Origin of the sequence: Ectothiorhodospira variabilis (assembly GCF_022227625.1) — a bacterium.
In the GTDB taxonomy this organism is placed as follows: Bacteria; Pseudomonadota; Gammaproteobacteria; order Ectothiorhodospirales; family Ectothiorhodospiraceae; genus Ectothiorhodospira; species Ectothiorhodospira haloalkaliphila.
This window is the reverse complement of the sequence record NZ_JAJNAO010000005.1, coordinates 155,286-173,955: the sequence shown is the minus strand read 5'-3', so window position 1 is coordinate 173,955 and position 18,670 is coordinate 155,286. Positions and strand designations below refer to the sequence as shown.

Here is an 18,670-nt window from a genome sequence, read left to right as displayed (position 1 = left end):
CAAAGTCCATCATGGCCGCCACCTCCGGCGGCGCAAAACCCTCAATGAGCTGGCGGACCAGTTCCGGGTAGCTGAACAGTTCCTTGTAGCCCGTGTCGTGATGGTTGCTCATGGGGCGTCCTGGCGGGAGATCAAGCCACAGAGTGTGCCATATTTGCGCCCAACTTGGCCGTTCTATTCCCCTACGGTAAGCTGTCCATACACCAGCCACGGATCTGGCCGGACACCTCTGGAGGGAACCATGCCGCGCCCCCGCTGCCAACAGATTTCGCTCGCCGATACGCCTTACTACCACATCGTCTCGCGCTGTGTGCGGCGCACTTTCCTCTGCGGCCAGGATCACGTCACCGGCAAAAGCTTTGAACACCGACGGCAGTGGATCGAGGATCGTATACGGCTGCTGGCCTCCCTGTTTGCCGTGGACATCGCTGCCTATGCAGTCATGTCCAATCACTATCATCTGGTGGTCAAGCTGGACCCAGCCCAAGCCGACTCCTGGTCCGATGACGACGTGCTGCGGCGCTGGACTTGTCTGTTCAACGGGCCGCTGCTGGTCCAGCGGTATCTGGCAGGAGGCAATCAGGAAAGCTATGAGTTGGCCCAGGTGGGTGAATTCGCCCAATGCTACCGGCAACGGCTGGCCAGCCTGAGCTGGTTCATGAAGTGTCTGAATGAGCCCATCGCCCGGCAGGCCAACGAGGAGGACGGCTGCACGGGGCACTTCTGGGAGGCCCGCTTCAAGTCCCAGGCCCTGCGCACCGAAGCCGCCCTGCTCAGTTGCATGGCCTACGTGGATCTCAACCCGGTGCGGGCCGGGATGGCGGACACGCCGGAGACTTCGGAGCACACCAGCATCAAGGAACGCATCGCGCCCCGTTTCGACCTGGCCCAAGCCGTGCGCGAGCAGATGAAGCTGGATGCCTTGCTGCGGTTCGATGGACCGGTGAAGCCGTTACTGCCGTTTGAAGGTGCGTTCGCGGACCGGGAACAGCCCGGTATCCCGTTCGCCTTCCAGGATTACCTATCCCTGGTGGACTACACGGGGCGCGCCATCGACCCGAGAAAGAAGGGCGCCATTGCCGACATCCAGCCCCCTATACTGCGGCGGCTGGGACTCACCCCGGATCAGTGGTTGGCCCAGAGTACCCAGTTTGAGGCCCTGTACCGGCCGAAGCGGCGGCGATCAGCGGCCTGACGGCACCTCCTTCATTGATCTTTCCGTGCTGCGGTGATGCGCCGAGAATGGCTCATGCCTGTTGTTTGTGTGCTGGAGCCAGATGTTTGGGGGAGTCAGGCGCTGACGGTGGTTTTCGGGCCCGGGGCCTTGAGGGAAAGTGGAAGAGGGGCGTTTGGTGGAGCGGCAGTCGGCGGATAGCTGAGTAAAAGGGTCAAGAGTGCCTGTCCCTCCCTCTGAGCTGCACCTCCTTCATTGATCTTTCCGTGCTGCGGTGATGCGCCGAGAAGAACTCTTGCCTGTTGTTCGTGTGCTGGAGCCAGATGTTGGGGGGAGTCAGGCGCTGACGGTGGTTTTCGGGCCCGGGGCCTTGAGGAAAAGTGGAAGAGGGCAGTCTGGCGGGGCGGTAGTCGGCGGATAGCTGAGTAAAAGGGTCAAGAGTGCCTGTCCCTTCCCGTTCGTGTCCTCGAACTTCTCGCCAAACAGTGGGGTGATGTAGCTCCCGCTGTGATCCGTGAGAGTGGCAAAGTCCATCATGGCCGCCACCTCCGGCGGCGCAAAACCCTCAATGAGCTGGCGGACCAGTTCCGGGTAACTGAACAGTTCCTTGTAGCCCGTGTCGTGATGGTTGCTCATGCGGCGTCCTGGCAGGAGATCGAGCCACAGTGTGCCATATTCGCTCCCAACTTGGCCGGTCTATTCCCCTACGGTAAGCTGTCCACACACCAGCCACGGATCTGGCTGGACACCTCTGGAGGGAACCATGCCGCGCCCCCGCTGCCAACAGATTTCGCTCGCCGATACACCCTATTACCACATCTTCTCGCGCTGTGTGCGGCGCACCTTCCTCTGCGGGCAGGATCATGTCACTGGCAAAAGTTTTGAACACCGGCGTCAGTGGATCGAAGATCGTATACGGCTTCTGGCCTCCCTGTTTGCCGTGGACATCGCTGCCTATGCAGTCATGTCCAATCACTATCATCTTGTGGTCAAGCTGGACCCAGCCCAAGCCGAGTCCTGGTGCGATGACGACGTGCTGCGGCGCTGGACTTGTCTGTTCAAGGGGCCGCTGCTGGTCCAGCGGTATCTGGCGGGAGACAAGCAGGAAAGCTATGAGTTGGCCCAGGTGGGTGAATTCGCCCAATGCTACCGGCAGCGGCTGGCCAGCCTGAGCTGGTTCATGAAGTGTCTGAATGAGCCCATCGCCCGGCAGGCCAACGAGGAGGACGGCTGCACGAGGCACTTCTGGGAGGCCCGCTTCAAGTCGCAGGCCCTTCGCACCGAAGCCGCCCTGCTCAGTTGCATGGCCTACGTGGATCTCAACCCAGTGCGGGCCGGGATGGCAGACACGCCGGAGACTTCAGAACACACCAGCATCAAGGAACGCATTACGCCCCGGTTCGACCTGGCCCAGGCCGTGCGCGAGCAGGTGAAACTGGACGCCTTGCTGCGGTTCGATGTGCCGGTGAAGCCATTGCTGCCTTTTGAAGGTGCATTCGCGGACCGCGAGCAGCCCGGCATCCCGTTCGCCCTCGAGGACTATCTGTCCCTGGTGGACTACACGGGGCGGGCCATCGACCCGAGAAAGAAGGGCGCCATTGCCGACACCCAGCCCCCGATACTGCAGCGGCTGGGACTCACGTCGGATCAATGGCTGGCCCAGAGTGCGCGGTTTGAGGCTATGTATCGGCCGAAGCGGCGACGATCAGCGGCCTGACGGCACCTCCTCCATTGATCTCTCCGTGCTGCGGTGATGCGCCGAGAATGGCTCTTGCCTGTTTTTCGTGTGCCGGAGCCAGATGTTGGGGGGAGTCAGCTGCTGACGGTGGTTTTCGGGCCCGGGGCCTTGAGGAAAAGTGGAAGAGGGCAGTCTGGCGGGGCGGTAGTCGGCGGGTAGCTGAATAAAAGGGTCGAGAGTGCCTGTCCCTTCCCGTCCTTCCTCCATCGGGGGCAAATCTACCGCAAGGATCCTGCTATCCCCCGCTTACCCAAGGAAAGCCACTCCGGTACCCGGGAAGCAAACCATGCCGCCGAATCCCGCGAATTCACCACCGGAGCCCAGTTGGCGGCCCTTTCGCGGTAACCGCCTTCCGTCAAGATGGTCGACACGGCCTCATGCACCCGGTCTGCCGTAGCCTGCCCGGCCCGTAACCTGATACCGACACCCTCGCGTTCCATGCACAACATGTTCAGGTGCTGGTCCATGTTGTCCGCGATGCCCAGCACAGGAACACCAGCGGCCAGCGCCTGCTGGGTCGATAGGCTGCCACCATTGCAGATGACCAGCGATGCCTTGGCCGCTGCCTCCGTGCCGGGCAGAAAGTCTGCCACGTATGCATTGTCGGGGACGTTAGCCAATCGAGAACCCGCCGTGGCCGCCATCACCGTGACCGGTAGCCTGGTCAGGGCCTCCAGCACGCGAGGAAGAATCTGCTGGTTCTGCCCGGAACTGCCAAGGGCGACATACACAATCGGCTGATGTTCCGGAAGCTGCTCCCACCAATCGGGCTTGGCACCCTCCGGTGACCAAAGAATGGGACCCAGCCACTGGTGGTTTTCAGGCAAAGGTGCCGTGGGGATGAACTCAGGAATGTCCGCGTACAGCGTGACATCGGCATCGCTGTAGGCGGTTCTCAGATCGTGCCCCAAGGACGGCAGGCCATATTCACGGCGCACGCGATTCATGGGGCGTGCGTGCATGGCAAAAATCATCGGTTGCAAGCGCTGGAAGAATAACTCTGCCGGCCGGACACCAATCACCCGTGTGAGCGGGTGCTCCGGCAAGGGAAATCCCAATCGGGAATAGGGGGACCAGTACGCGTTGGTAATGGTGGCGTAAGGTATCCCAGCAAGTCTCGCGCTCACCCCCAGGGAAATACGAAAGTCACCCACCACCAAATCGGGCTGAACCGTGTCAAGAAGTTCACGATCGGCCTCAACGTAGCGGCGCAGCGTGGGCGCATCGTAAACCGGCCGGCCCTTGGCCAGATTCTCAATGAAATCCTGGGAACTCACCGTTTCCAGCGGATGCAACTCCTGTGGGACGGCATCAAAGAGTCCCAGATAACGCTCGTCGCAGGCAAACGAGATCTGGTAGTCGTCGGGGGCCAATGATCGGCAAAGCACCATGGGGCGAACGATGTGGGCGAGGGTTACGGCCTCGCCCACAAAGAGGATACGTGGCCTGGGAGTGTCTGAAGTGCTGGCAGGCATCCGTGTCAACGCCCCTGGCCTGAAGGTTTCAGCAGACGTGCAAGCGGTAGTCGTATTGATCGCGCCGCCGGTGTCGGCCCATAGCCCACCCGACCCATGAACACACCCTGCTCCACGGTCTGTTCACCCAGCAGTCCTTGCAGATCCCGGGAGAGCCGAATGGCCCGCTGGATCGAGCGCTGTTCATCACTGAAATCCACCTGCTCACGGACATAGGACGCAAAGATCAGTGGCGTCATTTCCGGCTGGAATTGCAGGCCCAGCTTCGTGCTGGTGAGCCAGAAGCGCTGCATGGCCCGACCGCCCGCCACGTAGTCATCCAGCGTCTTCAAAGGCTTGTTGGCAACAATCACGAAATGCCCGGCGCAGTTCAGCGCGGGAAGCAGGTCCATCTGTAGCCGTGGCAGCAGCGTTCCGCCCAGGTATTTGTTCAGAAACTTCACCCGCTGCCAACTGCCCAATGCCCAGCGCATCATCTTGAGTCCGAGCGGATCCATGCCCAGGGCCTGGTCCGGGATGCGCTCCATACTGTATTGCGCATCCCAGTCGATGATACTGCTGTGCACCGGGTAGGCTTCCGGGGTCGTGAGCCTTATCTGCGCGTTGTCCCAGAGCAAACGCGCCATGCGCCGTCGTTGGGCCGGCTGCTCCACCCAGACCACGTGGTAGTCTGGGCCCACCGAAGCGTTGAGGGCATCGCGGTGCGTGTCGAGCAGTGGGCGACGTTTCATGGGACGTCGCTGGGTAGTGCGGGCAGGGATGAAGGGAGCCAGTGGATCCGGTTCCACCCTGGCTTTAATGACACGAACATCGAAGGTGGGGTGATTGTCCGGCATGCCCGAGCGGCGCTGAATATCGCATGCCATGCCCTGGGCGCTGGCCGCAATCTCCAGGGTTTCGAGAAGGCCGCCCAGGGCGATCTGGCTGGCGTGACCGCGCAGGTCATAGATGACATGGTCGCGAGTGTCGTGTCCATGAATGGTGAAATGCTTCTCGTCGTGGATCTCGAACCGCCATGGCTGAGTGTTGTCCCCGCTGGGAGCCCATCGGGCCTGGTCGATAATCTGATGGATCGGCGTGGACGGCACGGTTGTATCTGCTTCCGGGGGCGGCGTCTCCGCCAGCATGCGATCCACTTGGCGATAACCCAGCCGGCATTTGAGGGATTGCAGCGGCCCCCGATTGCCCCAGAACAGCCGCCCCCGCCGATAGCGCATCCCATAGGCGTCGAACAGATGGTAGTAAGGGGCCGGATACACAGGTCCACGCTGCAGGAGTATCTTGAGGGCCTCCGTGCCGGTTACCCCGGCGCAGAGTTGACAGGCCATCATGGTGGAAGGGCCGCGACGCTCGCCCAGGCTGAGGCGGGAAGGGTCTACCAGATAGCGCCGATGGGGCGCTGATGGGGTCAGGCCCACCAAAAAGTTCACGTACTGGTACTTTTCCGGCAGCCCCGACATCCGGAAGTAGTCCTCGAAGCTCATGCCGTCGGGCGTGAAGATCAGGTAGGCGGTTCCCATCCCGATGGGGCCGGCTGTGATGGCGGGGATGCCCAGGTCGTGGCAACGGGCGAAGACCCGGGCCCGAATCTCCGGCGCGAAGAAATCCAGGCCGTCCACGAAGAGATCCACATCCTTCAGGAAAGCATCCAGGTTGTCTGCATGGATGCCCTCGCCGAATACGGTTAGGTCAAGCGAGGGGTTGATATCCCGTGCCATTTCGGCGAGCACCTCCGCCTTGGGGCGTTCAACCGTACTCAGCATGGCGCCAGCCTGCCGGTTGAAGTTAGGCTGCTCGAATGTATCCAGGTCCGCTAGGTTGAAGGCGCCGACACCCAGCCTGGTCAGAGTGAGAAGATGCGTGCCGCCGACGCCGCCCATGCCGGCAATGGCGATGCGCTTGTTCCTGAGCAGGATTTGTTCGCCCTCGGTCACCCACCCCAGATTGCGCGAAAAGGCGTGCGTGTAATCGAAATCTTGTGTGCTCATCATCCTGCCAGTCCCAAGTCGCTCTTATGAGTTTTCCTTCATCTCCCGTCCCATGGGGTGATCTCCGGCGCGAATCATGGCGCCCAAGTCGTCGCGCGCCAGGTTATTCCGCAGCGTGGCCTCCACTCGATCGTATAACTGACGCATGTCCTGGTTGAATCCTTCCACAATGCCCTCCGCCCGGATGTAGTAGGCGGTGCGGGTGCCGTGATAATCGGTGGGCTCGCCGATCTGCTCAAGGGGGATGCCCATACGTTTGAGCAGCCGCGCGAGCCAGGTCTCCACCATGATGAACATGTTAGGTCGGCCCACCAGCAGTGCGACGGCAGGGGATGCGCATATCATGGCCATGCTCACCAGTGGGTAGGTGCGCATCTCCTCTTCAGAGGGCAGTTCGATCTTGTCCGGCAACGCACCGATCCGGGTTTCATCTTCCCTTGGCCGCCTGCGAAACTCGGGGTGTGCTGCCAGCCGGGAGATCTCGCAGAGGGAATCTCTGGCGGTGCGCTGAGGGTGTTTCGGGTTGTCCGGCTCAAGACTCTCCTGACAGTACGTTTCCAGGGGCATCAGGCCATCTGGATCCTTGAGGGTGGGCAGCACCACCCGTACACACCCGGCTACGGTGTCCCCATCCGCGTGTTGCTTTGCCCTGTTGTCCCCAAGGTATACCGCCATGCAATGCAGCGACTGGGGGTCGAAGCTGTCACGCTCCAGCCCATCGGGACAGTCGGCGGGGTTCTCGAAGCCGAATTCGCGTACGTAAACGTCGTACCGTGCCCTTTGCACCGCCCGGAGCTGGTCCGGGGTGCGGGCAAAGTCCAGCTTGAAGTACTTGAAGAAATGGTCGATGGCAAGCATGTGGCGGTTTCTTGGTTAGGCATGCAGGGAGCAGGGGTGCGATTCCTCCCCCATCGTCAGCCCTCGCGCGGCTTGCATGAGTATATACCCCGCACTGCTGATGCGTCTCCCCACAGCCCCTTTCCATCCGAATGGGGCCGGTTAGAGATTTGTTCGCGATCTGTGTCAAGTGGGTCGGTTTGTCGACGCTTACCGTCGCCCATGGTGATCTGCTGAGAAAAGTAAGGAAATACGTCACGGAACAGCGCAATTGCATGGGTGCAATTCCCATAATGTGACCTGCGTTCAGCGATCGGTGCTATCGAGTGATTAGACTCGACTGGCCTTCAAACCACGCTAAGTTGACCAAAATGATCGAGAATGACTACGAAGTTGTCGTGGCCGACACTAGGGAAACGCGTCGTATCCATCATCAAATCCGCTACCAGGTCTACTGCCTGGAGACTGGGTACGAAGATCCGCATGCCCATCCGGATGGGTTGGAGCGCGACGAGTGGGATGCCCATGCGATCCCTTTCCTGGTGCGTCATGGCCCTTCGGGGCAGTGGGTTGGTGCCATGCGGCTGGTTCCCTCCGTTGGGGGACGGCTGCCGTTGTACGATCTGGTGGGCGCAGATGGCGACCAGTTCAAGACTGAACGGGCCTGGGAGATCTCCCGGGTCTGCATTCCTTCAGCCTACCGACGCAGCAGCGCCCCTCGTCCTGGCGCTGACTCGAGGCCAGGCAACAAGAAGTCATCGGATGTCTGTGACGAGGGTTTTCGTTCGTTGTTGAGCAACGCGGGTGCAATTCGAGGCATGACAATGCGCCCCCATTATTCCTGGTCGGCAGGCATCGATAGTGGCGAGTGCATGGATGTCCGGGCTCGGCGGGCTCCGCAAGGTCAGCGATTCCGTCACTACTCGGAGCAACGCCAGATCCATAGCCAGATCGACTCGAGTGCCCCTATCAGGGTTGATGGCAATGCCGTGATTGCGACACTCTTTCGGGCGGCAGTCACCGCTGCCAGTCAGCGAGGAGGCGAGGCGTTGTATTTTCTCGTCCGGCCCTCCCTGGCGCGCTTATTACACCGTTTACGGTTTCCCGTTGAGCGCGCGGGTCAGGCGTGTGAGCATCGCGGGGTGCGGTTTCCGTATCGTGCTGAACTGGGTACCATTAACGCTTTGGGCGGATCGGCTAGACCTGTCCTGTACCCACAAGTGTCGCACACTAGGCATTTTTGCCGACCATGATCATTCGATTTTGTCCCGCAATGCATAGGCAAAGCTCATGCTGGCGAGTCTGGTGTAGCCTAGTACTACAGCCGTAAGTGAATAAGTTACACTGTATGTGATTGATTTCCCAGCGATCACAAGGTGAAGAATGCAAGCATAGGATCTTTCTGTCTCAGGATTGTTCGATAGTCTGGCGAAACGTTTAGGTCCGCTTTTCCCCCGCTCGGAAACGCGTGATCGCGCACTATGTTATGTTCAGGGCCTGCTCAGTCAATGCGAACGAAAGAATGGCTGGCACTTGGCCGAATGGCTCGGAGATAAATCCCCGGATGGGGTGCAGTACCTTTTGGATCGTGCCCGCTGGGATGCGGATGCGGCGCGTGATGTCCTCCGCCAGTGGGTCATCGATTCACCGGCCGGGTGGGCGCGAAGACCGCACAACGCAAACTACCACCAAGCGAAGGCAACGAAGCGCGGTGGGACGGCGGGTCAGCAATCGGAGTCGGCTGATAGTACTGATGACGGTGGGGAACTCACCCGAGAGGACCCATCCGAGGGAAGCGGCCGATCGGTCTAAATACACGTCTGGAGGGATAGGTGACGCGAGCATTGGATCGCGAGACCATCTCAACGCGACAACAGGCGATCGCGGAATTGGCGAGAAAGGCACCGGAGAGGGCACTGCTGACACTGGCACACCACATTGATCTGCGGTGGCTGGAAGAAGCTTATCGTCGCACGCGCAAGGATGGCGCGGTGGGTGTGGACGGCGTGACCGCCGAGGCGTAGGAACAGAGACTGCATGAGCACCTGAGCGATCTGCTCGAACGGTTCAAGAGCGGCCGCTACCGTGCGCCACCAGTGCGGCGCGTGCATATTCCCAAGGCGGGAACGAAGGACAAGACCCGGCCCATCGGCATCCCCACTCTGGAGGACAAAGTACTTCAGCGGGCGGTGCTCATGGTGCTGGAACCGGTGTACGAGCAGGATTTTCTGGGTTGCTCGAATGGCTTCCGACCGGGCCCGCAGTGCCCACCAAGCGGTTGAAGCGCTATGGCAGGGGCTGATGGGCATCGGCGGAGGCTGGGTGATTGACCTCGATATCCGGTCGTTCTTCGACACTATGGAACGTAGTCATCTCAACGCCTTTCTCGACCAAAGGGTACGTGACGGCGTGGTTCGCCGCGCCCTGGTGTTACGTCCCGCCCTCTCAGAGGTCTTCCATCCCACCCTCTCTGCGGCGAGACGAAGAGGCCGTCCCGGACTGAGCGCGGAAGGTAACGCCTCCGCGCGCAGCCTGGGACGGCTGTCAGTCAGAAGGGTGGCTCATCTCCCGGTAGCGGGCAAGCCCGGTGGTGGTTGACCGGGGCATGGTCGGGGGGTGTTTCATCCGTCTCATGCAGCTGCGCGAAGTACACGGACTCCAGGTGGTCCACCAGGTTGAGCAAGACGGTGTGCAGGGCGCGCACCGCGTCGGGATCCAGGTTCGCGGGCAGGATCGGGGGTTCGATGTCATGGATGTTCATCGCAAGGCCTCGATGGCTTCCTGAAGCAGATCGTCGGGGAGGTGGTTCAGTCCCTTGGGCACGGCGAGTTTCATGGCGGTACACAGGATCTGGCTGGTGGTTCGGGGGCGTCCGCGGCTGGCCATGAGCAGCAGGTGCAGGCCGGAGTCGGATATCAGTTGCTGCTGCACACCGGCCTGCTGGAGTCCATATCTGACCAGGGCGGCGAACTGCTCGGGGTCGTCGATGGGTGGCAGTTGGATGTGACACTGCAGTCGGCTGGCCAAGGCCTCATAGGGAGCACGTTGCAGAGTCTGGGCGAGGTTGGGGTGTCCCACCAGCCACAGGGTCATCAGATCCTGGGAGTCGAAGACGAAGTTGATGAAGGCCGGCAGGTCGCGGAAGAACTCGTTGGGCAGGTTCTGGGCTTCGTCGATGATCCATAGGGGCAGCAGGTGTTTTTGCTCGGCCATGTCCCGCAGTCGGGCCTTGATTTCCCGCCACAGGGCGGCGCGGCGATGCGGGGGTTCCAGGCCCAGTGCCAGAGCCAGGGACCGATACAGGTCCAGGCGCCCGAAGTCGGTCTCGGCCAGGTAGATGACCTCGTAGCGATGCGGGTTGAGGGGGTGCGTCAGTTGGCGTAAGGCGGCGGTCTTGCCGACCCCCGGGGGGCCGGTGAGCAGGCCCACGCCGGGGTGTTCGAGCAACCAGTCGAAGCGTTGTTTGAGTAAGCGCAGCGGCTCGGTATCGAACAGCGCGCGGCTTTGCTTGCCCAGGGGATCCTGGGTGAGACCGAAGTGTTCACGGTACATGGGGTTCAGGCCTCCGCGTCCGAGTCGGTCTCAAGCGCCCAGTCGACCTGCTGGCGTTGCAGGGCCAGCTCGATGGCGTTGGGTCCGGTTTGGGCCATGGGGGACGGACCGGGGATGATGGGCTGCTGACGTCGACGTTTGAGGTTGGCGCGGGCATCCAGGGGCGTGGCCTTGCCCACGGGCTGCTCCTGGTCGGACACCACCTAGCGTTGATGGGGATCCTCGACCAGGATGACGCTCTGGCCAACGAGTTCGAAGGGCACCTCCAGGCACTGCCCGTGCAGGGACACCGTGCCATCCTTGCGCACCTTGCGGGTGTGATAGTGATGGAACAGGGCGTCGAGTTCGGTGGCCAAGGGCCCCAGGGGGCGGATGTTGACCAGGTCCTGTTGATACCGGGCCAGCGGGGTGAGACCATTGAGGCCGGCATGGGGCGTGACATGGTAGTCTTGGTCCAGCCAGGCCCACAGACGCGCGTTGAGATCCTCCAGCCCCTGGATCCGCTGCAGATCCAGCTCGCCGAGGAAGTGTTCCCGTACTCGGCGGTGCCAGCGCTCGATCTTACCCTTCCCTTCAGGCTGGTAAGGCATACAGTAGGCGATCTGGATCTTCAGCCGCGCGCAGATGGCCTGCAAGTGGGCGCTGCGGTAGGCCGCCCCCTGATCCAGCATCAGCCGTGACGGCAGGCCGCGCTTGAGCAGGGCCTGCTTGAGGACCCCCTGGATGGCCAGGGCTCCCTCATCGGTACAGAAGGCGCTGTGGGTGATAAGTCGCGAGGCATCATCCATGAGCGAGACCAGATAGACCTTACGCAGCCGCCCCTTCACCGGGATCTTCGGGCCATGCATGACATCCCCTTGCCACAGATCCCCGGCGTGATGGGCCTCGAAGGGTCGCCGTTCCCGGGGTTGACTGGGGGATCCTGCGATGCGGGAGAGCCCATGGCGCCGCAGCAGACGGTGGACGCTGGAACGGGACAGGGTACCCCGGGCCACCCGACCCTCCTTTTCCAGCAGCCGGATCAGGGCGTTGAGGGAACGCTGTGGGTTGTCCTGCTTGGCCTGCAGCACGGCCTGTTGCAGCGCCGGGTCGATCTTTGAGGCGCCTTGGTCCGAGCGGGGGCGCGGTGCCAGGGCATCGATATCACCGCGCTTGTAGGCGTAATACCAGCGCTCGATGGTTTTCTCCGCCAGACGCACCGGCCGCCCGGTGGTGGGATCCACGTACTCCCGGGTGGCCAGAGTTTGCAGGTGTTGCTTGAGCTCACCCCGGTTCAATGATGGACAGGCCGCCAGAGGTCCAAGCACGCTCAGACGGAACAGGGCCATGGGATGGATGGGTTTGCTGAGTTTCATGGGCAGGCCTCTTGGGGCCGGACAGGGAGCACCCAGCAAAACCCAGCGCCCCGCCCAGCCCAAGGGGCAGACTGTGTGGAGTCGTGAGAACATGGCTGAACCCCTGTCCCGCCCGGCAGGACATCGTTCAGTACATCGAGATGGAGTACAACAGCGACCGGCTCCACTCGTCCCTGAGGTACATCACCCCACAGCAACATTTTCTAGCGCTTGCTGCTTATTACGTGTCCGCTGCGACTTGACCAGAACACTCGTGCCGGGGCCGCTACGCGGTAAAGCGGCCAGAAAATCTCGCTACCGCAGTCTCTGCTCACCTTGCATACCATGTTTGGACAGTGTAAGAATTCTGGAACGACTCTAGGTCATTGCCGTGATTACCTTGGCTTGTTCGGCGTGTGCTCTAAAAAGTCCAGCCTGAACTAATTACCGCAACCCTTTTGGGTGCGGCCCTTTTGTATTTATATACAGGTGCCTTGTTATGTTCAGACCTCTTTGGGCAAAAGTTGGCGTTTTGCCAGGTGTTTTGTTGATGATGACGATTCTTTCTACGGTGGCACTAAGTGGTTGTGGTCAGGGTGCTTACTCTGCCGAAGAGTACGTTGATCGAGGGCTAAAGCACGAGAACAGGGGCGATATTTTGGCAGCCTCTATTGAGTATCGTAACGCGCTTTTGCAGGATCCTTCTAATGCTAAGGCGCGATATTTGCTGGGTCTGACGTTCTTGGGTCTTGGAGATTTGAGGGGCGCCGAGTCTGAGTTGATTAGAGCCAGAAATCTTGAGTTTGACCCTGATGAAATTCGCGTTCCGCTTTTACAAGTGTGGATGCGCCAGGAGCGGTTCGGAAAGGTCTTGGATGAGATATCTTACATCGAAGAACTACCTGATGATCAGTTTGTGGAGGTAGAGGTGATCAGGGGGTTCGCCTTGCTAGGTATTGGAAACCCCAATGCTGCAGCGGAGGCGTTCGAGGCAGTGCTTGAAACTGATCGCGACTCGCCAAATGCTCATGTGGGCTTGGCCTATGTTTCGCTGTCTAAGGGGGTCGGTGCGGACGCGGCTTTAGCTCGTTTAGCCAAGGCCCTTGATGTTGATGAAACCGCATGGCGAGCTTGGAGCCTTAGGGGGGATTTGCTTCAAGGTTTGGAAAAGTGGAAAGAGGCTATCGCTTCTTATGATCGGGCTATCGAGCATGAGGAATATGTCACCCTGGATCGTGTAAAACGAGCACTTTTGAAGATTCGGCTTGGGGACTATGCTGCGGCACGCGACGATCTTCATGCGATGCGTGAAATTCGTCTCGGGGGGCATCCCTACGTCTCATATGCAATGGGAGTGTTGAGTTTTAGCGAAGAGAGTTATGCGCAAGCTGCCGATCTGTTCGAAACAACTTTTCAGTCTGCGCCGGATTTTGTGGCGAATCGAGTTTACTTGGCGACTACTAGGTTAGCACTAGGTCAGTTCGAGCGCGCGAGGCAGCACGCGGACTGGCTTTATTCTAATTTTCCGGATTCCGATGCGGTCGGAACCCTCTTTGGGGCCTCCCGCATCACTGGGAGCCACGTATCGGAAGCCTTGGAGCTGCTAGAAAAGTTGGTGGATGCTCATCCCAATAGCAGAGCGCTACTTGGAGCGCTTAGTGTGTCCTATTTGCTGGAGGGTAAGGTCGACTCAGGTGTAAAGACTGCTCAGAAGCTAGCCGATTTGGACAGAGATAACCCGGCGGTACAGAACTTTCTTGCACTGGCGAAACTAATGGCTGGCGACTCACTGGGTGAGCCTGATACCTTCACTGAAGGGGTGAGGACCTCTTACCAGCAGAAATTGCTTCACGCGCTTGAGGCGCTTCGCGATGGACGTTTCTTGGATGCACGCGGTATTGCTGAGGAGCTCAGGCAGGAGTCTCCACGCGACCCTCAACCAGTGAACATCCTAGCGGCTTCATATCTAGCAGCCGGTGACTGGCATACCGCGAAAAGTTTCCTGGAAGAAGTTATTGCGTTAAGGCCGTCCGATTTGACGGCCTTGCTGAACCTGGCAAAGGTGGAAATTGCGGTTGGTGATTCGAGGGGAGCTCTCGAGCTTCTCGAAGAAGTGGTTGCGGGCCGGCCTCACGATGAGGATGTCGTCTTGCTTCTAGCGGATTTACGTGGCCAAGTGCACGGTCGTGGCGCGATGCTGGAAACATTGCAGAAGAATGTGTCTGAGAACCCTTCTTCGTTGACAGTGATGAAACGGCTCTTGGTAGAGTACCTCCGAGATCGCAGACTAGATGATGTTTCGGCATGGGCTGAACGGCTGACTTCGAACGAGATTGCCAGGCAGCCAGGTTTGTTGGAACCGATAGGGCGTGCTCAGATGCTCGCTGGGAGGCCGGAAGCTGCGGAGGAGGCCTTCAGGAAATGGATAGAGTTAGAAAGTAAGGCTACGGAAGCATACGTTCTTTTGGCGGACAGTATGGCTCGTGTTGGCGAGAATCAGGCGGCCCTGCAAAAAATTGAGCAGGCCCTTGCGATAAACCCTGAGCATGTGATGGCGCGCTCCAGCCAGATTAAATTGCTCGTAAGAGTGGGGGAGGCTGATCTTGCGCACCAGAAGCTTGAAGTGCTAGTTGAGCAGTTCAGGGATCATTCCGAGGTTCTGGATGTGCAGGGATGGTTTGCCTTCGGTAATGCAAACTACGCTGAGGCGGAGCGTGCTTATCGTGCCCTCTTGGAGCGTGACCCTAATTCCGCGCGGGCAATCTTGCTTGTTCGTGCTCTGTGGGCTCACGGTAAACAAGATGAATCTCTCCGTCTGATGCATGAGTGGACCGAAAAAAATCCAGATGATATTCAAGTTTGGTTGCACCTTGCCGGCGCGTACCTGTCTCTTGATGACCAAGAAGCGGCATTGTCAGCGTACGAAAATGTGCTCTCCCTTAATCCAAATCACTTGGCCGCGTTGAATAATATTGCTTGGCTTAGTCGTGGGACGGATACAGAGTTAGCTTATTCCTACGCTCAACGCGCGCATGATCTCGCTCCAAACGATGCGTACGTGCTAAGCACACTCAGCGCGATCAAAGTCAAGCGAGGGAAAATAGAAGAGGCGCTGGAGTTGTCCCGTGAAGCTGCACGCAGGTCTCCAGACGTGGATATCCACTTTCAATTGGTAGAAGTTCTCTCCAAGGCTGGTCAGTATAGTGAGGCTAGGGATATTCTGGATAGAGTGATAAGTCAGATGCCCAATACGCCTGAGGCGGCTCGGGCAAGCGAGCTTCGCGACGAGCTGCTCGATTGAAATGGCCGGCTTGTACTGGGTGTTGAAGTTAATAGGAGCGAATTGATGGTTGAAAAGGTTCCTTTGAATTGGGAGCGGAGCGTCGATGTCCTCTCCTATCAATGCGGTTTTGTCAGAGCATGGAACATTGTCGCGCATCTGCGGAACTCTCGTGCTGATGGCGTGTACAGGGGGATAGCGCTAAACGAGGTGCTGGGTGATGGGTCAATTGGGATCGATCGCGGGGATGAGTTTAAGGAATCAGGCTATGGCCGCGGCCTAACTCAGCTGGTCCGCTCAATTAACGAATCTTCCAAGCTTCATCCGTTCGGCCGGTACTATGTGACCGCGATGTTAAAAGGGCTGTTGCAGCAGCGGGCGGAACTCGAGAGCCTTTGGATTCGAGAGCCGGGTATCTTGACTCAGGAGAAGGTCGCGCGGCCTATTGTTATTTTAGGGTTGCCCCGCTCAGGCACTTCATTTTTGTTTAACTTGCTAGCACAAGAACCCGCTCACCGGTTTTTACGGAATTGGGAAACGACGGTTTCGCAAGTTCCCAGAGAGCGTGCATTTTTCCATGGAGACCGCAGGAGACAGGCGGGGCGTTACTTGATGTGGTTCCAGAATCAAATCGCCCCCCGGTTGAAAGATATTCACGAGTTCAATCTTGATGGTCCAGAGGAATGCACTCCGTTACTTATGCAGGGGTTTTCAACGCAAGCCTTTGCAGGCTTCTTCGACGCGCCTTCGTATTCCACTTGGCTAGATACGGCTGATCACTTGGAAGTGTATGAGCACCACAAAAAGATTATTCAAACACTGCAGTGGCAGCTGAAGAGGGATCGTTGGGTCCTGAAATCTCCAGATCATATTGCAGGTGTTGAAGCGATCCTTAAAGTATATCCAGATGCCTGCTTGGTGCACCTGCACCGTGACCCTGTTCAATCTGTGGTCTCGTGGGCGAGTTTGAATTCAGTGTTTCGTGGGATACATTCCGCTGAGGTGGACCCAGAAAGACTTGGAGCTCAGGTGTTAGAGCGACTTGGCAACGATATGGATCGGTATATGAGCGCTCGCGCGAGGCTTGATGCTCGACGATTCCTGGATGTTTCGTACGATGCTCTGATAAATGACCCGCTCAACACCATTGGAGGTATCTATGATTACTTTGGTCTGGAATGGTCTGGTTCATCTAAGGCGGCGATGACTGACTTCGTTAGGAGGGATCGAAAAAAATCAAGGAGTCATCGTTATGCTGCGGGGGAGTACGGGTTGTCCGCTTGTCAGATTCGAGAGCGATTCAATCAATATATTGAACGTTTTGATGTTGTATCAGCCAGGACGTGAAAGATGAACGATTCAGGAGTAACAACTCCCCTTGATAAGGTCGGCTGGCTATGGTGGGGTTTGGCGTGTTCCATTCCTTTGGTTATTTTATTGTTTGTTCGTGCGGACGAATATGGGATGGTTTGGGGCGTTTCGTGTGCTTGGTGGATTGCGATTACGGTCCTGTTTCTTATTCATGCATACCGGCTTCTGCAGGTGCTTGAGATTAGATCGACCTCTGTGAAAGCCCGATATCTAGGCCTGCACCTGATCGCGCATGCGGTGCCGATCGTTTATCTAGGGTTTGGTGGAGAATCGCTCTTCAAGGAGGTGTCCCAGGTTTGGCTGGATTTAGCTTGGGTTATTGTGCTGTTGCCCTTCTTTTATAGTGGGCGCTTGATTTGGTCAGAGCTCTCTAGAAACTTTGGTGTCTTTCCGTACGGTCTATTTTTTCGTGGTAACACGTCGGTATTGTTTATGCTTCCTGCGCTCTATGCGGCGGGTCTTATATTAAATAACACTGGGCTCGTGCATCATCTTCTATTCGTTTACTTTGTCGTCCACTTCGCGTTGGTCGGGTTCACGGTCGTGAGATTAAGGAGGGATATTCAAAATCTAGTGACATGTGCTTAAAGAGCGAGCCGGACCATATGTCCGGCTCTGAATTACCCTAGCCATCTGGTTGCGCGCTTGTTGCGAGCTCAGGGGCTTACCACTTCGTACCTCTACGTCTAATGCCCGCAAGACCCAAGCCAAGGAGGCCTCCGCCCATGAGCAAAAGGGTTCCGGGAGCAGGGACCTCAGTTGCGTTTGTCAGTGTTACGCCCGCGAGAGTCAAGGAATAGCTGCCCGCATTAAGTCCGCTGGCATGTAATCGGAAGGCACTGGCGGGGCCACCGAAATTATGAAGCGCCTCTCCATCACCGGGACCCTGTCCCAAGGTTAAATTCAGATCGAGATCGTTTAGCACGTTGTCACAGCTAAGTCCTCCAGCGCAAATAGCATTATTTCCGCCACTGCCATCAGGGCTCCAAGTCAGGAACTCAGATCCTCCATCGGTCCGGCGCAGGTTGAAACTGAATTCAACGGAAGTCTGGGCAAAGCCTTGACCATCTGAGTCCACCAATGCTCTGAGTTGTGGCAGTGCGTCGAAGTTGAGTTCAAGGCGGGCTGGACCCTGCCCCACAAGCGTGAAGTCCATGGTGAAGGTGGAATTCGACTGAATGTTGGTGGAAGACTGTGCTGCACCATTTCCGTCCACGAACGATTCAGCCACTTGCCGTGAGCTGGTGGGGCCGGTCGGGTCTATCAGCTGGGCAGTGGTGATTTCGACGTTTGAGTTGGCGTAATCTCCGGTACCAGGGCCGAAGAGGCTGTAATTGTTGTTCGCGCGAGTCACTGCACTACCCGGAGCATTAGCTGCAGGCGCGCCAAGCACTGGCGATGTGGTGCTGCAGTTGCCAGCGATGCTGCTACAACTACGAGCCCAGGCCTGGGTCTCTCCGTTTAACGTCGCCGAATTTTCAACATTAAAAGTGTAGCCGGGATTCAGGTCGGTGATCTGCTGGCCGGTGTCTTGGTCGAAGAAGTCGATCAATAGATTACTGAATTCGAGCGACGACCCCGCGTACACGGCTGCGGCGGCTGGAGCCGAGACGCTCAGAGTGAGGGTGGCCGCAACGGCTCCCGCTAAAATCTTCCTACGCATTTCCATAAATTTATCCCCTCGACTGTTGATGAGATTTCACGCTCTGGTCTATTTGGGTATGGATGATCCCCCTCCCAAGCTCGCCAAGGCTGTGTAGATATTATAAGGCAAGATGAGGGCCAGAATTAAAAAGCGCCTTTAAAACAAGCATATAGAGATCCATAGGCGGTAAGGGTTGCTTTGCCGGGATTTGGACTGTAAAGACGGGCGACGTGTTGAGTCCGTTCATGGAGGGTAAAAGCGGCACGCGCAAGATTT

General features: G+C 58.3%; 17 protein-coding genes and 3 pseudogenes. 10 read left to right on the top strand and 10 right to left on the bottom strand.

Features of this window, described 5'->3' with window-relative positions; translation table 11 throughout:
* Positions 1–241 precede the first annotated feature (241 nt).
* Positions 242–1,195, top strand: coding sequence for a transposase (locus LPW30_RS07965; RefSeq protein ID WP_239680556.1), 954 nt, complete (start codon positions 242–244; stop codon positions 1,193–1,195).
* Positions 1,196–1,510: 315 nt separating this feature from the next.
* Here the strand turns inward: LPW30_RS07965 and LPW30_RS07960 are convergent, their stop codons facing one another.
* Positions 1,511–1,810 carry an Rpn family recombination-promoting nuclease/putative transposase gene (locus LPW30_RS07960; protein ID WP_239680555.1) on the bottom strand — a complete coding sequence of 100 codons (300 nt, stop codon included), beginning with the start codon at positions 1,808–1,810 and terminating at the stop codon, positions 1,511–1,513.
* Positions 1,811–1,937: 127 nt separating this feature from the next.
* Between LPW30_RS07960 and LPW30_RS07955 the strand changes: the two genes are divergently transcribed.
* Positions 1,938–2,891 carry a transposase gene (locus LPW30_RS07955; RefSeq protein ID WP_239680554.1) on the top strand — a complete coding sequence of 318 codons (954 nt, stop codon included), beginning with the start codon at positions 1,938–1,940 and terminating at the stop codon, positions 2,889–2,891.
* A gap of 239 nt (positions 2,892–3,130) precedes the next feature.
* Here the strand turns inward: LPW30_RS07955 and LPW30_RS07950 are convergent, their stop codons facing one another.
* The 4 genes and pseudogenes from LPW30_RS07950 to LPW30_RS07935 form a co-directional block, all read right to left on the bottom strand.
* Positions 3,131–4,387: a glycosyltransferase gene (locus LPW30_RS07950; protein WP_239680553.1), complete on the bottom strand. Its 1,257-nt coding sequence runs from the start codon at positions 4,385–4,387 to the stop codon at positions 3,131–3,133.
* A 1,115-nt stretch (positions 4,388–5,502) separates the two neighbouring features.
* Positions 5,503–6,375: pseudogene (locus LPW30_RS16125) on the bottom strand (ThiF family adenylyltransferase); the annotation flags it as partial.
* Positions 6,376–6,399: 24 nt separating this feature from the next.
* Positions 6,400–7,233 carry a PEP-CTERM/exosortase system-associated acyltransferase gene (locus tag LPW30_RS07940; RefSeq protein WP_239680551.1) on the bottom strand — a complete coding sequence of 278 codons (834 nt, stop codon included), beginning with the start codon at positions 7,231–7,233 and terminating at the stop codon, positions 6,400–6,402.
* Between the two features lie 326 nt (positions 7,234–7,559).
* Positions 7,560–7,739, bottom strand: coding sequence for a hypothetical protein (locus LPW30_RS07935; RefSeq protein ID WP_239680565.1), 180 nt, complete (start codon positions 7,737–7,739; stop codon positions 7,560–7,562).
* On the opposite strand from LPW30_RS07935, the gene LPW30_RS07930 reads away from it, so the two are divergent.
* The 4 genes and pseudogenes from LPW30_RS07930 (at position 7,671) to LPW30_RS07915 (ending at position 9,494) form a co-directional block, all read left to right on the top strand.
* Positions 7,671–8,465 (top strand): GNAT family N-acyltransferase, encoded by a 795-nt coding sequence (locus tag LPW30_RS07930; RefSeq protein WP_239680564.1) that lies wholly within the window; start codon positions 7,671–7,673, stop codon positions 8,463–8,465. The genes LPW30_RS07935 and LPW30_RS07930 overlap by 69 nt on opposite strands.
* Before the next feature lie 160 nt (positions 8,466–8,625).
* Positions 8,626–8,868 (top strand): annotated as a pseudogene (locus LPW30_RS16205) (transposase); the annotation flags it as partial.
* Positions 8,869–9,044: 176 nt separating this feature from the next.
* A complete protein-coding gene (locus tag LPW30_RS07920) occupies positions 9,045–9,236 on the top strand; it encodes a hypothetical protein (RefSeq protein ID WP_239680550.1) in 192 nt (63 codons plus the stop codon).
* A gap of 81 nt (positions 9,237–9,317) precedes the next feature.
* Positions 9,318–9,494, top strand: coding sequence for an RNA-dependent RNA polymerase family protein (locus LPW30_RS07915; RefSeq protein WP_239680549.1), 177 nt, complete (start codon positions 9,318–9,320; stop codon positions 9,492–9,494).
* A gap of 266 nt (positions 9,495–9,760) precedes the next feature.
* On the opposite strand, the gene LPW30_RS07910 is transcribed toward LPW30_RS07915, so the two are convergent.
* The 4 genes from LPW30_RS07910 to LPW30_RS07895 are packed head-to-tail and all read right to left on the bottom strand — an operon-like array spanning position 9,761 to position 12,119.
* Complete coding sequence (locus tag LPW30_RS07910; RefSeq protein WP_239680548.1) at positions 9,761–9,973, bottom strand: hypothetical protein; 213 nt, start codon at positions 9,971–9,973, stop codon at positions 9,761–9,763.
* Entirely contained in the window at positions 9,970–10,764 is a 795-nt protein-coding gene (locus tag LPW30_RS07905) for an ExeA family protein (RefSeq protein WP_239680547.1), read from the bottom strand. The genes LPW30_RS07910 and LPW30_RS07905 overlap by 4 nt, the downstream gene beginning before the upstream one ends.
* A 5-nt stretch (positions 10,765–10,769) precedes the next feature.
* Positions 10,770–10,967 carry a hypothetical protein gene (locus LPW30_RS07900; RefSeq protein ID WP_239680546.1) on the bottom strand — a complete coding sequence of 66 codons (198 nt, stop codon included), beginning with the start codon at positions 10,965–10,967 and terminating at the stop codon, positions 10,770–10,772.
* The gene (locus LPW30_RS07895) at positions 10,968–12,119 is read right to left on the bottom strand and encodes a DDE-type integrase/transposase/recombinase (RefSeq protein WP_239680545.1); all 1,152 of its coding nucleotides are present in this window, start codon (positions 12,117–12,119) and stop codon (positions 10,968–10,970) included.
* A 110-nt stretch (positions 12,120–12,229) separates the two neighbouring features.
* On the opposite strand from LPW30_RS07895, the pseudogene LPW30_RS07890 reads away from it, so the two are divergent.
* The 4 genes and pseudogenes from LPW30_RS07890 to LPW30_RS07875 all read left to right on the top strand — a co-directional run.
* Positions 12,230–12,361: pseudogene (locus tag LPW30_RS07890) on the top strand (IS3 family transposase); the annotation flags it as partial.
* 236 nt (positions 12,362–12,597) lie between these two features.
* A complete protein-coding gene (gene prsT / locus LPW30_RS07885) occupies positions 12,598–15,399 on the top strand; it encodes an XrtA/PEP-CTERM system TPR-repeat protein PrsT (protein WP_239680544.1) in 2,802 nt (933 codons plus the stop codon).
* Between the two features lie 45 nt (positions 15,400–15,444).
* Positions 15,445–16,725: a sulfotransferase family protein gene (locus tag LPW30_RS07880; RefSeq protein WP_239680543.1), complete on the top strand. Its 1,281-nt coding sequence runs from the start codon at positions 15,445–15,447 to the stop codon at positions 16,723–16,725.
* Positions 16,726–16,728: 3 nt separating this feature from the next.
* Entirely contained in the window at positions 16,729–17,337 is a 609-nt protein-coding gene (locus tag LPW30_RS07875; protein WP_239680542.1) for a hypothetical protein, read from the top strand.
* A gap of 76 nt (positions 17,338–17,413) precedes the next feature.
* Here LPW30_RS07875 and LPW30_RS07870 read toward each other — a convergent pair whose 3' ends face one another.
* Complete coding sequence (locus tag LPW30_RS07870; RefSeq protein ID WP_239680541.1) at positions 17,414–18,412, bottom strand: EDSAP-1 family PEP-CTERM protein; 999 nt, start codon at positions 18,410–18,412, stop codon at positions 17,414–17,416.
* Positions 18,413–18,670: the final 258 nt, after the last annotated feature.

Excerpts from the sequence above, each read along its gene's own strand:
- LPW30_RS07965 (WP_239680556.1), top strand. The coding sequence starts at position 242 with ATGCCGCGCCCCCGCTGCCAACAGATTTCGCTCGCCGATACGCCTTAC.
- LPW30_RS07905 (WP_239680547.1), bottom strand. The coding sequence starts at position 10,764 with ATGTACCGTGAACACTTCGGTCTCACCCAGGATCCCCTGGGCAAGCAA.
- LPW30_RS07955 (WP_239680554.1), top strand. The coding sequence starts at position 1,938 with ATGCCGCGCCCCCGCTGCCAACAGATTTCGCTCGCCGATACACCCTAT.
- LPW30_RS07870 (WP_239680541.1), bottom strand. The coding sequence starts at position 18,412 with ATGCGTAGGAAGATTTTAGCGGGAGCCGTTGCGGCCACCCTCACTCTG.
- LPW30_RS07940 (WP_239680551.1), bottom strand. The coding sequence starts at position 7,233 with ATGCTTGCCATCGACCATTTCTTCAAGTACTTCAAGCTGGACTTTGCC.
- LPW30_RS07895 (WP_239680545.1), bottom strand. The coding sequence starts at position 12,119 with ATGAAACTCAGCAAACCCATCCATCCCATGGCCCTGTTCCGTCTGAGC.
- prsT (WP_239680544.1), top strand. The coding sequence starts at position 12,598 with ATGTTCAGACCTCTTTGGGCAAAAGTTGGCGTTTTGCCAGGTGTTTTG.
- LPW30_RS07935 (WP_239680565.1), bottom strand. The coding sequence starts at position 7,739 with ATGGGCATCCCACTCGTCGCGCTCCAACCCATCCGGATGGGCATGCGG.
- LPW30_RS07880 (WP_239680543.1), top strand. The coding sequence starts at position 15,445 with ATGGTTGAAAAGGTTCCTTTGAATTGGGAGCGGAGCGTCGATGTCCTC.
- LPW30_RS07910 (WP_239680548.1), bottom strand. The coding sequence starts at position 9,973 with ATGAACATCCATGACATCGAACCCCCGATCCTGCCCGCGAACCTGGAT.
- LPW30_RS07875 (WP_239680542.1), top strand. The coding sequence starts at position 16,729 with ATGAACGATTCAGGAGTAACAACTCCCCTTGATAAGGTCGGCTGGCTA.
- LPW30_RS07960 (WP_239680555.1), bottom strand. The coding sequence starts at position 1,810 with ATGAGCAACCATCACGACACGGGCTACAAGGAACTGTTCAGTTACCCG.
- LPW30_RS07950 (WP_239680553.1), bottom strand. The coding sequence starts at position 4,387 with ATGCCTGCCAGCACTTCAGACACTCCCAGGCCACGTATCCTCTTTGTG.